The organism is Lentzea xerophila (assembly GCF_051094245.1).
GTDB lineage: Bacteria > Actinomycetota > Actinomycetes > Mycobacteriales > Pseudonocardiaceae > Lentzea > Lentzea xerophila.
Genome location: NZ_CP194934.1, coordinates 8,866,295 through 8,878,626, shown reverse-complemented (window position 1 = coordinate 8,878,626; position 12,332 = coordinate 8,866,295). Strand labels below are relative to the sequence as shown.

Below are 12,332 nucleotides of genomic sequence, written 5' to 3'. Positions count from 1 at the left end.
GCCACCGACTTACCTGTGCGCGTCCAGCAGCTCGTGCGTCAGCTGGATCTTGGCGCGCGACTTCGGCTCCGAGGCCTTGGCGACGGACAGCGACTGCGAAGCGGCGTCCGCGGCACGTCCGGGCGCCTCCGCGGGCTTGCCCTTCGTGAAGAGCCACGTCTGGAACAGCTGGTCGAGCTGCTGGCCCGACACCCGCTCCGCCAGCGCGATGAACTCCTCGATCGTCGCGTCCGAGTACTTCTTCTCGGCCACCCAGGTGCGCAGGATCTCGAAGAACTTCTCGTCACCGACGGCAACGCGCAGCGCGTGGACAGTGAGGGCGCCGCGGTCGTAGACGGCGCCGTGGAACACGTTGCCGGCGCCGGGATCGCCGGGCAGGACGTTCCAGAAGTCGCTGTCGGCCGGGTAGGAGTCGTAGACGAAGTCGGCGTTCTCCTGGGCGGTGCCCTCGCCGACGTGCTCGGACCACAGGAACTCGGCGTAGGAGGCGAAGCCCTCGTTCAGCCAGATGTCGCGCCAGTGGTGGACCGACACGGAGTCGCCGAACCACTGGTGGGCGACCTCGTGCGCGACGACGTAGGTGTTGGCGCCGCGGCGGAAGAACGCGTCGTCGTAGGTCGAGCGGGTCTGGTTCTCCAGCGCGTAGCCGAGGTCGGGCGTCACGACGCCGCCCTGGGCCTCGAACGGGTACGGGCCGAAGTTCTCCGCCAGGAACTCGGTGACCTCGGGGGTGCGCTCGACGCTCGCCTTCGCGGCGTCGGTGTGCTCGCCGAGGCGCTCGGAGTAGGCGTTCACGACCGGCTGGCCGTTGGGTGCCGTGGACTGGCGGACCTCGAACTGGCCGATCGAGAGGAACGTCAGGTAGGTCGCCTGCGGCTTGGTGCTGCGCCAGTTCCAGCGGGTGTAGCCGTTGATCTGCCGCGTCTGGCCGACGAAGGTGCCGTTCGAGATGGCCTCGACGCCGTTCGGGACGGCCACGTTGACGTCGAAGGTGGCCTTGTCGGTCGGGTGGTCGTTGGACGGGTACCACCACGCCGAGATCTCCGGCTCGCCGATGGCCAGTGCGCCGTCGGGAGTCTTGGTCCACGCCGTGAAGCCGTTGCGGTCCTTCACGGTGGACGGCGAGTCCGCGTAGGTGACGACGATCGTCAGGTTCTGGCCGTTGCGGACGCCGCCGCGCGGGGTGAGCGTGAGCTCGCCGTCGTCGGAGACGAACGGCGTCGGCACGTTGTTGACCCGCACCGACTTCACCTTGAGCAGGAAGTCCAGGTTGAACTGCGTGAGGTCCTGGGTGGCCTTGGCCAGGATCGTCGTGGTGCCCGAGAGCTGGTCGCCGTTCGGGTTGTAGTTGAGCCTGATGTCGTAGTGGGAGACGTCGTAGCCGCCGTTGCCGTACGTCGGGAAGTACGGGTCGCCGGCGCCGGGAGCACCCGGAGACGCCGCCAGCGCCGTCCCCGCGAAGAGCGTCATCGCGGCCGCGGACGCCACCGCGGCCGTCGCCTTTGATCTGATCGACATGCGGCGGACGCTATCCATAGGATCATGGGCGAGCCACCGACTTACGTATGTTTCCTATCTGCTGAAAACGATTGACACAGTGGACCGGAGGCGTTGGTGCAGCGCGCGCAGTTCGTCGCGTTTTGCCTGCACTTCGACCACTTGGAGGCCCTTCGGCGACGCAATCGCGCTACGGAACTCCTCCTGGCCGTCCACTTTGGAGTGCGGAATTCGGTAACCCGCGCACAAAGCGGTCAGGTCCGTCCCTTGTGGGGTGCCGAAAATCCTCTCGAAACTACCGCCGTACTCCGGCGCGCCTTGTTCGAGCAACGAAAAGATCCCGCCGCCGTCGTCGTTGAGCACGACGATCGTCAGGTCCGGACGGTGGTCGGCGAGCAGGCCGTTGCTGTCGTGCAGGAACGTCAGGTCGCCCATCAGCGCGTACGCGGGGCCATCGTGCACCACAGCGAGCCCGAGCGCCGTGGACACGTTCCCGTCGATGCCCGCGGCACCCCGGTTGGCGTGCACGGTGATGTCCGGCCGCCGCTCGCCGGCGACGTCGATGTCGCGGATCGGGTTGGACGACCCCACGAACAGCAGCGAACCCGGCGGCATCGCCTGGGTCAGGTCACGGGCGACGTGCAGGCCGGTGGGCCACGGCTCGGCGTCCAGGAGGTCGTCGACGGCCACGCTGACGCTCTTCACCGCGGTCTGCCACGCCTGCGTCCACTCGCCGTCGAGCGCCGCGGGCTCGGGCAGCCACGTCGACGCGTGCGTGGCGTTGAACTGCGTGTCCGGCCACTGCGCCTGCCCACCAACGGCGTGCACGACCGGTGTGTCCTTCAGGACGGCCTGCTGGCCTCTCGACAGCGTCACGCGGCCCACGACCAGCACGGCGTCGGGCCGCAGGTGTTCCGGCAGGCCCGCGTTGAGCAGCAACGACCCGTGCCGCAGGCCGCCGGGCGCGGTCGGCTCCGCGATCACCGGCCAGCCGAGGCCCGCGGCCTGAGCCAGCCGCTCCGGGCGGTCGTCGCCGAGCAGCACCAGCGTGCGGGCGGGCAGGTCGGACGGCCGGGTCTCGACGGTGAACGTGCGGTCGGTCCGGGTCCACGGGATCCGGTCGGAGGACGGCCATGACGTGTCGTCCGGGGTGAGCGGCGGCCGGAACGGCACGTTGACGTGGGTCGGGCCGGGCGTCGCGATCGCGCGGCAGATCAGCGAACGCGTGGTCGGCGCGTCGGCGGCCTCCGGCATGTGCAGGGTCGGAATGCCGAGCAGGTCGTACTGGTCGATCGTCTGGCTGGCGCCGGCGCGGTAGAGGTCGACCGGGCGGTCGGCCGTCAGCGCGATCAGCGGGACGCCGGTCAGCCGCGCCTCGATCACGGCGGGGTGCAGGTTCGCCACGGCCGTGCCGCTCGTGCAGGTGACGACGGCGGGCGTGCCCGTCTTGGCGAGCCCGAGCGCGAGGAACCCGGCGCTGCGTTCGTCGATGCGCACGTGCACCGTGAGCAGGCCGTTCTGCTCGGCCTGGTGCAGCGCGAACGACAGCGGGGCGTTGCGTGAACCGGGGCACAGCACGGCGTGGCGGACGCCGTTGCGGACCAGTTCGTCGACGATCACCCTCGCCTGCGACGTGGACGGATTCATGCGCCTAGAGTCTCAGACCGTGGCAGATCAGGAGCTCTTCGACCCGTCGCTGTGGAAGCCGATTGAGGGCTTCGACTTCACCGACATCACGTACCACCGCGCGCTTGACCAGGGCACGGTCCGCATCGCGTTCAACCGGCCCGAGGTGCGCAACGCGTTCCGGCCGCACACGGTGGACGAGCTGTACCGGGCGCTCGACCACGCGCGGATGTCGTCCGATGTCGGATGTGTGCTGATCACCGGCAACGGCCCCAGCCCCAAGGACGGCGGCTGGGCCTTCTGCAGTGGCGGTGACCAGCGGATTCGTGGGCGCAGCGGCTACCAGTACGCCTCCGGTGAGACGGCGGAGACCGTGGACCCGGCGCGCGCGGGGCGGCTGCACATCCTGGAGTGCCAGCGGCTGATCAGGTTCATGCCCAAGGTCGTCATCGCCGTCGTGCCCGGCTGGGCCGCGGGTGGCGGGCACAGTCTTCATGTGGTGTGCGACCTCACGATCGCGAGCGCCGAGCACGCGAAGTTCAAGCAGACGGACGCCGACGTCGGCTCGTTCGACGGCGGCTACGGCTCGGCCTACCTCGCGCGCCAGGTCGGGCAGAAGTTCGCCCGCGAGATCTTCTTCCTCGGCCGCACGTACTCCGCCGAGGACATGTACAAGATGGGCGCGGTCAACGAGGTCGTGCCGCACGCCGAGCTCGAGACCACGGCGCTGCAGTGGGCGCGCGAGATCAACGGCAAGTCGCCGACCGCCCAGCGGATGCTGAAGTACTCGTTCAACCTGATCGACGACGGTCTGGTCGGCCAGCAGATCTTCGCCGGTGAGACGACGCGGCTCGCGTACATGACCGACGAGGCCGTCGAGGGCAGGGACTCCTTCCTGGAGAAGCGCGCCCCGGACTGGTCGAACTACCCGTACTACTTCTGAGCAGGTGCCCATGCTCGACGAACTGCGCGCGGCTCTGAGCGGCGGAGAACCGCTGGTCAACGGCCCGCTGGACGGCTGGGAGAAGCAGGCCGTGCTCGGCGTGCCCACCTCCGGGTCGACGGGCGAGCCGAAGACCGTGCTGCTCGACGCGGACGCGTTGACGACGTCCGCCGAGGCGACCCACGAGCGGCTCGGCGGCCCCGGAACGTGGCTGCTGGCGTTGCCCACCGGCCACATCGCCGGGATGCAGGTGCTGGTGCGGTCGATCGTCGCCGGCACCACGCCCGGAGTCCTGGACATGTCCAAGGGCTTCCGCGCGATGGGCTTCGCGCGGGCCGCGCGGCCGGTGCTGGCCCAGCCGGGACGCCACTACACCGCGTTGGTGCCCACACAGCTCTCGCGGCTCGTCGTGGGCGAGGGGCCGGGGCTGGAGGCGCTGCGGCAGTTCGACGGGGTGCTGATCGGCGGGGCCGCCACCCCGCCGAAGCTCCTGCACCAGGCGCGCGCGCTCGGCGTGCAGGTCGTCACGACGTACGGCATGAGCGAGACGGCCGGTGGGTGTGTGTACGACGGTGAGCCGCTGCGGGACGTCGGGCTGCGCACCGACGACGTGATCGAGATCAGCGGGCCGGTGCTGGCGCTGGGGTATCGCGGCAGCGCGGACCCGTTCGGCGACTGGTTCCGGACCGGGGACCTCGGCAGGCTGCGCGACGGGCGGCTGGAGGTGCTGGGCCGCGCGGACGACGTGATCGTCACGGGCGGCGAGAAGGTGCCTCCGGTGCTGGTGGAACGGGCTCTGGCGACCGTTGAGGGCGTGCTGGAGGCCTGTGTCGTCGGCGTGCCGGACGACGAGTGGGGCCAGGTGGTCGTGGCCGCTGTCGTGGCGCGCGGTGAGAAGCCTTCGGTCGACGACCTGCGGGCTGCCGTCGCGGAGGCCGTGGGCCGGGCGGCGGTGCCGAAGCAGGTGCGGTTCGTGTCCGAGCTGCCGTTGCGCGGGCCGGGCAAGGTCGACAGGACCGCCGTCGCCCGTCAATTTAGGTGAACCTTTACCGCTGAGGACGACTCTCGCCGCGAAGCGCGCGGAACCCTGACCGCGCGCGTTGGCGATGGGAGTTTCTCATGCGCTACCTGTTACCGCTGGTCGCCGGTGCCGCGTTGGTGGCCGGCCTCGCGAGTCCCGCCCGGGCGGAGGCCGCGTCGAACGAGTGGACGGCCGACGTCAGCGGTCACGCCGTCTCGTGGGGCGGTTCTCCCCAGGTGGGCCTGATCGAGCTCGGTTCGCACCGGCTCGCCCGGCCCGCCAACGCGGTCACCGCGGTGGTGACCGGCGATGGTGTCGTCGACGTGCGCGGCCTGCGTCCGGACGGCCAGTGGACCGAGTGGCTGGAGGCGCCGGCCACGTTGCCGGTGACGACGTCCACCGTCCAGACGCGCGTGGTGCTCGGCAGCGGCAAGGCGAAGCGGGTGAAGCTGACGGCCTCGCAGGTGCCCGCCGCCGCGGACGACGTCTCCGTTGCCGCGGCTGGACGTTCGTACCGGGTGTACGCGACGCGCGAAGGTCTCGTCGGCGGCACCACCGCGAACGGGCACGTGATCCGTTCCCGCGACCACTTCGTCGCGCTGCCGTCGCGGCGTGGCCTGGCGGGCAGGAACTCCGGCAACTACAGCGTGCAGGTGTGCGCGTCCAACGGCCGTTGCGAGTGGGCGCCCGTGTGGGACGTCGGCCCATGGAACACCAAGGACGACTACTGGAACCCGTCCTCCACCAGGGAGATGTGGAAGGACCTGCCGCAGGGCAAGCCCGAGGCGCAGGCCGCGTACCAGGACAACTACAACGGCGGCAAGGACCAGTTCGGGCGCGAGGTCGCGAACCCGGCGGGCATCGACCTCGCCGACGGCACGTTCTGGGACGGCCTCAAGCTGACCACGAACGCCTGGGTGACCGTGACGTACCTGTGGACCGGCTCCGGTCCTGTCGGGACGGTGCGCACGTCCGCGGCCAACGGCACGGTGAACGTCCGCAGCGGCGCGAACTCCTCGTCCTCGCAGGTGGGTCTGGCCGCGAACTACGCCCAGGTCAGGGTGACGTGCCAGCTCACGGGCGAGTCGGTGGCGGGCACGCAGGGCACCTCGAATGTCTGGTACCGCATCGCTTCCGGCAAGCACATCGCGAAGGCGTACGTGGCGGGCGTCTCCGGAGCGAGTAGCTGCTGACAGCCCGGTTGGCGGGTCCTCAGTGGGCATGGCGGAGGATGGAGGCATGGCCTCAGTCGTCCAGTGGATCCAGGGGACCCGCCCGCGCACGCTGCCGAACTCGATCGCACCGGTGGTCGTGGGCGCGGCCGCGGCGCACCACATCGACGAGTTCAACGCGCTCTACACGGTGCTCGCGCTGGTCGTCTCAGTGGCGTTCCAGATCGGTGTGAACTTCGCCAACGACTACTCCGACGGCATTCGCGGCACCGACGACAACCGGGTGGGGCCGTTCCGGCTGACCGGTTCCGGTGCGGCCGAGGCGTCGAAGGTGCGGCTGGCGGCGTTCGTCTCGCTCGGCGTCGGCGCGGTGGCGGGACTCGTGCTGGTGGTGCTGTCGGGTTATTGGTGGCTGCTCGGGTTCGGTGCCGTGTGCATGCTGGGAGCGTGGTTCTACACGGGCGGCAAGCGTCCGTACGGCTACGCGGGTCTCGGCGAGATCGCGGTGTTCCTCTTCTTCGGCCCGGCCGCGGTGCTGGGCACGCTGTACGTCCAGAGCGGTGAGATCACCGGCATCGGCATCGGGGCGTCCATCGCGATAGGGTCGATCTCGGCCGCGGTGCTGGTGGCGAACAACCTGCGCGACATCCCGACGGACGCGGTGTCGGGCAAGCGGACCCTGGCCGTGGTGCTGGGCGACAAGGACACCCGCCGGCTGTACCTGGCGCTGGTGGCGGTGCCGTTCCTGATCGCACTGGGCATGACCGTGCGGGTGCCCTACGCGTTGCTCGGATTCCTTGCGGCGCCCGTGTTGCTGCCCGCCGTGCGCCGGGTGGCGGCCGGACGTGGCGGGCGTGACCTGATCCCGGTGCTGCAGTTCACCGGGATCGCGATGCTCGCCTGGGCGGTCCTGGTCAGCGCCGGCCTGGTCCTCGACTGATCACCAGGCGTCCTCGGTGAACTGAGTCGGCTCGTCGTCGTCCGTCCGCGCGGGCCTGCGCGGGGCGGGCGGCGGGGCCGTCTCACCCTTGATCAGCTCGTCGAGCCTCGCGCGGTCGGCGTCGAGTGCCTGGCGCACCAGCGGGTCGTGGCCGGCCTCGCCGGTGAGGACCTGACGCCAGCTCAGGCCGGCGCCGCGGGCGATGCGGTCGGCGAGCTGGCGCATCGCGGGTGAGGCCTCGCCGGACCTGGCGAACTGCATCACCCTGCGAATGTCCTCAGTGGACGGCTCCCTGCCCTTGAGCCCCTGCTGGGCGGTCCGCATCGCGCGTTCCGCGTCGGCGACGGTGCTGGTGAGGAAGTCCTCCGCCGCGAGGATGTCCGATGTCCGCCAGGCCGTCATCACCACTTGTCCTCCGTGAAGATGTCCGGGGCGTTCTCGTCATCGTCGTCGCCACCCCGGTTCCTGCGCGGGTCCTGGGCGTTCATGATCTCTTCCGGGGTCAGGCCCTCCTGCAGCATCTGGAACGCCTGCTTCATCTTCTGGACGTTCTCCTGCTGCATGGCCTGCACGTCCGGGTCCTGCGCCGCCTTGCCCGAGACGACGTCCTCCCAGGTGAACTCGCCCGCGTCCACCTTGCGCTTGAGGGCCTTGAGCTGTTCTGGGGCGTCCTTGTCCTGCGCCGCCCGCTCGACCTGCTGGGCGATCGCCTTGAAGTCGATCGGCGGGACCGGCGGCAGCGGCGTGTCCTTGAGGCGGTTCGCGAGGTCCTGCGCCTCCTTGAAGCGCGCGTCGACCTGTGCCTCGGCCGCCCGCAGCTCCGCGGGCTTCCAGCCGTCGTTCGGGGTGGTCATCAGGAGTTCTCCCTGCCGAAGAGGCCGCGCTGGATCGGCCGGGCGTCGCCGCGGATGTCGTTCACCTCGGTGCGCTGGGCGATGGTGCGCCACTGCCGGAAGTCCACTTCGGACAGACCGAGTTCCTGGGCCGTCTCGTGGTTCTCGCCGATGAAGTGCAGCACGGCCTGCTCGCCGAGGACACCGACGATCTCGAACTCCGCACCCCGGTACGTGCAGAGCGTGCGGACCAGCTTGAGGTCCTCGACGGCCGCGTCCGGCACCTCGAGGAACCGGGCCTCGGTGAAGTCCGGTGGCGCGGGCTGCCCGGCGAGCGGGTGCAGCAGAACGGAGCCGGGCGCGGGTCCGAAGTCGACGTCGAAGTCCTGGCCGCGGTACCTGCCGATCAGTCCACGCCGAACGGTCGGCCGGTGCGGAACCGGTGCCTGCCAGTACCTTCCGGGACCGAAGGGGACGTCACCCGTCGGGATCCAGCCGGTCTGGCGGTGCACGTACTTGCCGACGCTGCGTCCCTGGCCGTCCGGCTCGAACCGCCACAGTTCCGTGCCCGCCGGGAGCTCGGTGAGCTCCATGACGTACTCGGGGATCGGGTTGGCGCTCGGGGTGTAGCCGGTGCCGGTGAACGGAACCGGGTAGACGCGGGTCGTGCCCATCTTCCGCGCGCCGTCGAGCGTCGGCCCGCCGAAACTGGTGTCGAAGATCTCCGTGGTGTGCGCCAGGAAGCGCAGCAGGTACTGCGTGCCCTTCGGCCAGTCCGCGACCTTGTCGACGCCGAACGCCTCCGCGAACTCCTCGGAGGTGCCCTGCGGGAAGTCCTGGCCGCGCGTCACGAACCCGGCCGCGCGGTGCGGCTCGAACTTGCCGGGCACCACGACGTTGCCCAGGTAGAGCTGCGCGATCGCGGGGTGCACGATCTTCTGCAGGATCGTCTCCGGCCCGATGCCGGCCGCCTTGCGCACGGCCTGAGGGGTGCTCATCCCGGGTTCTTCTCCTTCCACCGCGCCAGGAAGTCGGTGCGGTCGACCTGCACGTTCGCGAGCTCGTCGACGTCGAGCGTGGCCGTGTAGCCGTTGTACTGGTCGCCTTCGAGGCCGTTCTGGGCCGCCCAGACGTACTCGCCGCCCGCGTACCCGGCCTCCGCCTTGCCGTCCTGGATCCTGACGATGGTGAACGGCTGCCCACGCCAGGTCGCCGTGCAGGTCTCGACGTACCAGGCGTCGAGGTCGGTCACGGCGACCGTCTTGAGCTCACGGTCGCCGTAGGTCTGGAAGCCCTCGGCGTTGGCGTAGGTGACGCCCGGAACCTTGCGGATCCAGACGTCGTTGCCCTCGCTGCCCGCGAAGTAGACCTCGCCCCGGTACTCGGCCATCTCCTGGGAGTACTGGGTCATCAGAGCTTCGTCCAGCCGAACTTGCGGTCGTACACGGCGTGCAGTTTCTCAGTTCCGTCCGCGTTCACCTGCCAGATCTCGGCACGATCAGGCAACGGTGTGCCGCCGTCGACGCGCCACTCCGGCATGCCGCCCATCGTGTACCCGGTACCGGTGAACGGGTCGTAGCCGTCGTAGACCTTGGCCGACCCGCCGGCCGCCGCCATCTGCTTCTGCGACGCCTCGTAGTGCGCCTGCTCCTGCGGCGACTGGTACTCGCTCTCCTGCCGCGGCCCGAACTGGTTGAAGTCCGGCACGTCCTTCTTCGGCCCGCCGAACGGCACGTTGTGCGCCGCCGCGTTCTGGTCGGTCACCTCGTACCGCAGCTGCATCGCGGTCTGCGCACCCTCGGGGATGGGCGTCCAGCCCTTGCCCTTGTCGTCGAGCGCGAGGCCGTCGCGCAGCCCCTGCGGCGTGTTGACGTCGACCACGTCCTGGCCGCGGGCGATCGAGCCACCCATCTGGTTCTGCCAGGTCTCCTGCTTGCTGCCCGCGGCGTGCGGCTGGTCGGGCAGGTAGGTGCTGAGCGCGCCCTGGTTGAGGGCCTTGGTGACGATGTCGCCGCTGTCGACCCTGATCTGGTTGCGGACGTCGGCGACGTGCTGGGCCTCGTCCGCGCTGAGGTCGGTGGACAGCTTCTGGCTCAGCTCGACGTAGCGGTCGCGGTCGGCCTGGTTCGGCAGCATCTGCTCCAGCTGGTGCTGGTAGCCCTGGCCCTGCGCGGCCATGGCGGACGCGTCGAAGTGGCCCTTGAGGTCCGGGCCGGTGGGCGGCGGGGTGCTGCTCGGGGCGTCGCCGTTCTCGGTGTGGCTCGGGGTCGGGTTGTCGGTGTGGCTGGTGGGCGGGTTGTCGGTGTGGCTGGTGGGCGGGTGGTCGGTGTGGCTGGGGGTGGCGTCCGCAGGCCTGGGGTCGGGGTCGTGGCCGGCCGGGGTGAGGTCGGGACCCGGCTGGGGATCGTGTGCCCTGACGTCGGCGCCGCTGGGAGCCGAGTGGTCCGTCGTGGGCCTCGGGCTTTCGGGAACCGACGGGAGGCTGCTGCCCGAACTCGGAGGCGTCGGCAGGCCGTTGCCTGAACTGGGAGGAGTGGGCAGGCCGGGGCTGGGCCGCGCGCCCGAAGCGGAGTTACCCGAAGCCGGGTTCCCTGAAGCGGGAGTGCCGTGGCTGGGCGGGGTCGGGAGGCCCGAACCGGCGCCGGGAGGCGTCGGCAGGCCGCTGGGCGCCTTGGGCGGGCCAGCGGGCGTGCCCGCGCTCGGGAAGGCCGGGACACCACCGGCGCCGGGGCGGGCGCTCGAACTGCGGGTCTGGTCGCCGCCCGCGCCGGGAGCCATGGGGGCACCCATCGGCATCGCGCCGCCCATGGGCGTCTGGTGCGACGACGACGGCGGGGCGGCGGCAGGAGCCGCGCCGGCCGCGTGGGTCGTGTCGAGGCGCGGAGGAGCCACCGGACCGTGACCGCCACCACCGGCGGGCACACCGCCGCCACCGCCACCCGAGCCGGCACCCGGCGACGGCGGCGCGGACACGGCCCCACCCGCGGCGGCTGCCGTGTGGGTGGCGGGAGTGTCGGCCGAGCCGGTGGGCAGGGGCGGGGGTGCGGCCACCGGGGCGCCGCCAGGGGCCACCGCGGAGACGGCGGCCGGTTTGGTGTCCTCGTCGACGCCAGGCGGGGAGTGGATCTCGCGGACCTTCGTGCCGATGTCCTGACCGCGGTCGGCGATCTCGGTGGCCGACTCCTTGATGGACGAGAAGTCGTCGTGGATGTCGTTGACGGCGTTGCGGACGTCCCGGCCGGCCTCGGCCACCTCCTGGGTGGCGTTCATGGCCTCGGCGAGGGTGTCGGCGTCCTTCAGCTTGCCGATGGCCGAGAAGACGCGGCCGACGGCGTCGAAGAGCGCCTTCACGTCGGAGATGAGCTTCTGGACCGTCTCGATGATGTCCATCACGCGCCGGTAGATCTGGTACGCGTTCCAGACCATCTCGGCGGCCTTGATCCAGCCCGCCACCGGGATCCAGACGGTGGCGGCGGCCTCCAGCAGCTTGTTGACGAGGTAGTCGAGCAGGCGCGCGGCCTGCTTGCCCAGGGCCTCGGCGCCGGACGCGACGGTGTCGAAGCCCTTCGCGATCAGCTGGGCGACGCCCATCTCGGCGAGCAGGCCCGCCTTCCAGCCCAGCGCGATGTACCGCTCGTGCGCGCGCGCCGCGTCGCCGTCCCAGTGGTCGCGCACCTTGCCCACGGCGTCGGTGAGGTTGTACGAGACGTCGTTCATCGCGTTGCCGACCATGCGCCACGCGTCGCCATCGGCACGGATCTTCGACCAGTCGCCGGTGATCGGCGTGATGATCGTGGCGACCAGGCTCTCGCCGGTCACGGCCTCGAACACCCAGTTGACCGCCTGGACGCCCCAGCCCTGGTCCTGCAGGACGTCGTTGAGCGAGGCCCTGTCGACCTCCGGCTGCTTGAGGGAGGCGGTGACCGGGCGCGGGGACCCGTATGCCGTCGTCGTCACTTCAGCAGCCCCTCGAAGATCCGTCGCTGAGCGGCGTCGAGGTCCTCGTAGACCTTGGCCGTCGCGTCCACCGCCGTCGCCGCGCCCTCGAGCTTGGACTTGCCGAAGTCGAGCGTCTCGTCGAACAGCGCCCGCACGATGTCCACGCCCGGCTGCAACAACGAGAGCAGGCCCGTGAAGCCCGCCTTGTCGCACGCCGTGACATGGACGTACTTGCGGATCGTCTCGAACTCTTGGGCCTCGGTGCGCAGGTACTCGGCGTACGCGCGCAACTCGGCCGCGTCGGTGAACAGCGACGACACAGCGTCCCCCCTGCGGACTCAGGTGCTCAGGTCACGCTGTG

12 protein-coding genes are annotated in these 12,332 nt (G+C 70.6%); 4 read left to right on the top strand and 8 right to left on the bottom strand.

The window, feature by feature from the left end; all coding sequences use genetic code 11:
* Positions 1-9 precede the first annotated feature (9 nt).
* Both ACRSBM_RS42800 and menD read right to left on the bottom strand, forming a co-directional pair.
* Entirely contained in the window at positions 10-1,518 is a 1,509-nt protein-coding gene (locus ACRSBM_RS42800; RefSeq protein ID WP_434452619.1) for a M1 family metallopeptidase, read from the bottom strand.
* 54 nt (positions 1,519-1,572) lie between these two features.
* A complete protein-coding gene (gene menD, locus ACRSBM_RS42795; RefSeq protein ID WP_434452617.1) occupies positions 1,573-3,144 on the bottom strand; it encodes a 2-succinyl-5-enolpyruvyl-6-hydroxy-3-cyclohexene-1-carboxylic-acid synthase in 1,572 nt (523 codons plus the stop codon).
* Between the two features lie 19 nt (positions 3,145-3,163).
* On the opposite strand from menD, the gene ACRSBM_RS42790 reads away from it, so the two are divergent.
* The 4 genes from ACRSBM_RS42790 to ACRSBM_RS42775 all read left to right on the top strand — a co-directional run bounded on the left by ACRSBM_RS42790 (position 3,164) and on the right by ACRSBM_RS42775 (position 7,199).
* Complete coding sequence (locus ACRSBM_RS42790; RefSeq protein WP_434452615.1) at positions 3,164-4,066, top strand: 1,4-dihydroxy-2-naphthoyl-CoA synthase; 903 nt, start codon at positions 3,164-3,166, stop codon at positions 4,064-4,066.
* A gap of 10 nt (positions 4,067-4,076) precedes the next feature.
* Positions 4,077-5,108: an o-succinylbenzoate--CoA ligase gene (gene menE / locus ACRSBM_RS42785; protein ID WP_434452613.1), complete on the top strand. Its 1,032-nt coding sequence runs from the start codon at positions 4,077-4,079 to the stop codon at positions 5,106-5,108.
* A 77-nt stretch (positions 5,109-5,185) separates the two neighbouring features.
* A complete protein-coding gene (locus ACRSBM_RS42780; protein WP_434452611.1) occupies positions 5,186-6,280 on the top strand; it encodes a hypothetical protein in 1,095 nt (364 codons plus the stop codon).
* A 46-nt stretch (positions 6,281-6,326) separates the two neighbouring features.
* Entirely contained in the window at positions 6,327-7,199 is an 873-nt protein-coding gene (locus ACRSBM_RS42775) for a 1,4-dihydroxy-2-naphthoate polyprenyltransferase (RefSeq protein WP_434452609.1), read from the top strand.
* On the opposite strand, the gene ACRSBM_RS42770 is transcribed toward ACRSBM_RS42775, so the two are convergent.
* Genes ACRSBM_RS42770 through ACRSBM_RS42745 form a run of 6 tightly spaced genes read right to left on the bottom strand, consistent with a single transcriptional unit; the run spans position 7,200 to position 12,291 of the window.
* Positions 7,200-7,601 (bottom strand): hypothetical protein, encoded by a 402-nt coding sequence (locus ACRSBM_RS42770; RefSeq protein ID WP_434452607.1) that lies wholly within the window; start codon positions 7,599-7,601, stop codon positions 7,200-7,202. It abuts the gene before it with no gap.
* Positions 7,601-8,053, bottom strand: a complete 453-nt coding sequence (locus ACRSBM_RS42765; RefSeq protein WP_434452605.1) for a glycosyltransferase — start codon at positions 8,051-8,053, stop codon at positions 7,601-7,603. The genes ACRSBM_RS42770 and ACRSBM_RS42765 overlap by 1 nt, the downstream gene beginning before the upstream one ends.
* A complete protein-coding gene (locus ACRSBM_RS42760; RefSeq protein WP_434452603.1) occupies positions 8,053-9,030 on the bottom strand; it encodes a hypothetical protein in 978 nt (325 codons plus the stop codon). Before ACRSBM_RS42760 ends, ACRSBM_RS42765 begins: the two co-directional genes overlap by 1 nt.
* A complete protein-coding gene (locus ACRSBM_RS42755; protein WP_434452601.1) occupies positions 9,027-9,443 on the bottom strand; it encodes a hypothetical protein in 417 nt (138 codons plus the stop codon). Before ACRSBM_RS42755 ends, ACRSBM_RS42760 begins: the two co-directional genes overlap by 4 nt.
* Positions 9,443-11,989 carry a hypothetical protein gene (locus ACRSBM_RS42750; protein WP_434452598.1) on the bottom strand — a complete coding sequence of 849 codons (2,547 nt, stop codon included), beginning with the start codon at positions 11,987-11,989 and terminating at the stop codon, positions 9,443-9,445. The genes ACRSBM_RS42755 and ACRSBM_RS42750 overlap by 1 nt, the downstream gene beginning before the upstream one ends.
* Positions 11,986-12,291 (bottom strand): hypothetical protein, encoded by a 306-nt coding sequence (locus tag ACRSBM_RS42745; RefSeq protein WP_434452596.1) that lies wholly within the window; start codon positions 12,289-12,291, stop codon positions 11,986-11,988. Before ACRSBM_RS42745 ends, ACRSBM_RS42750 begins: the two co-directional genes overlap by 4 nt.
* Between the last annotated feature and the right edge of the window lie 41 nt (positions 12,292-12,332).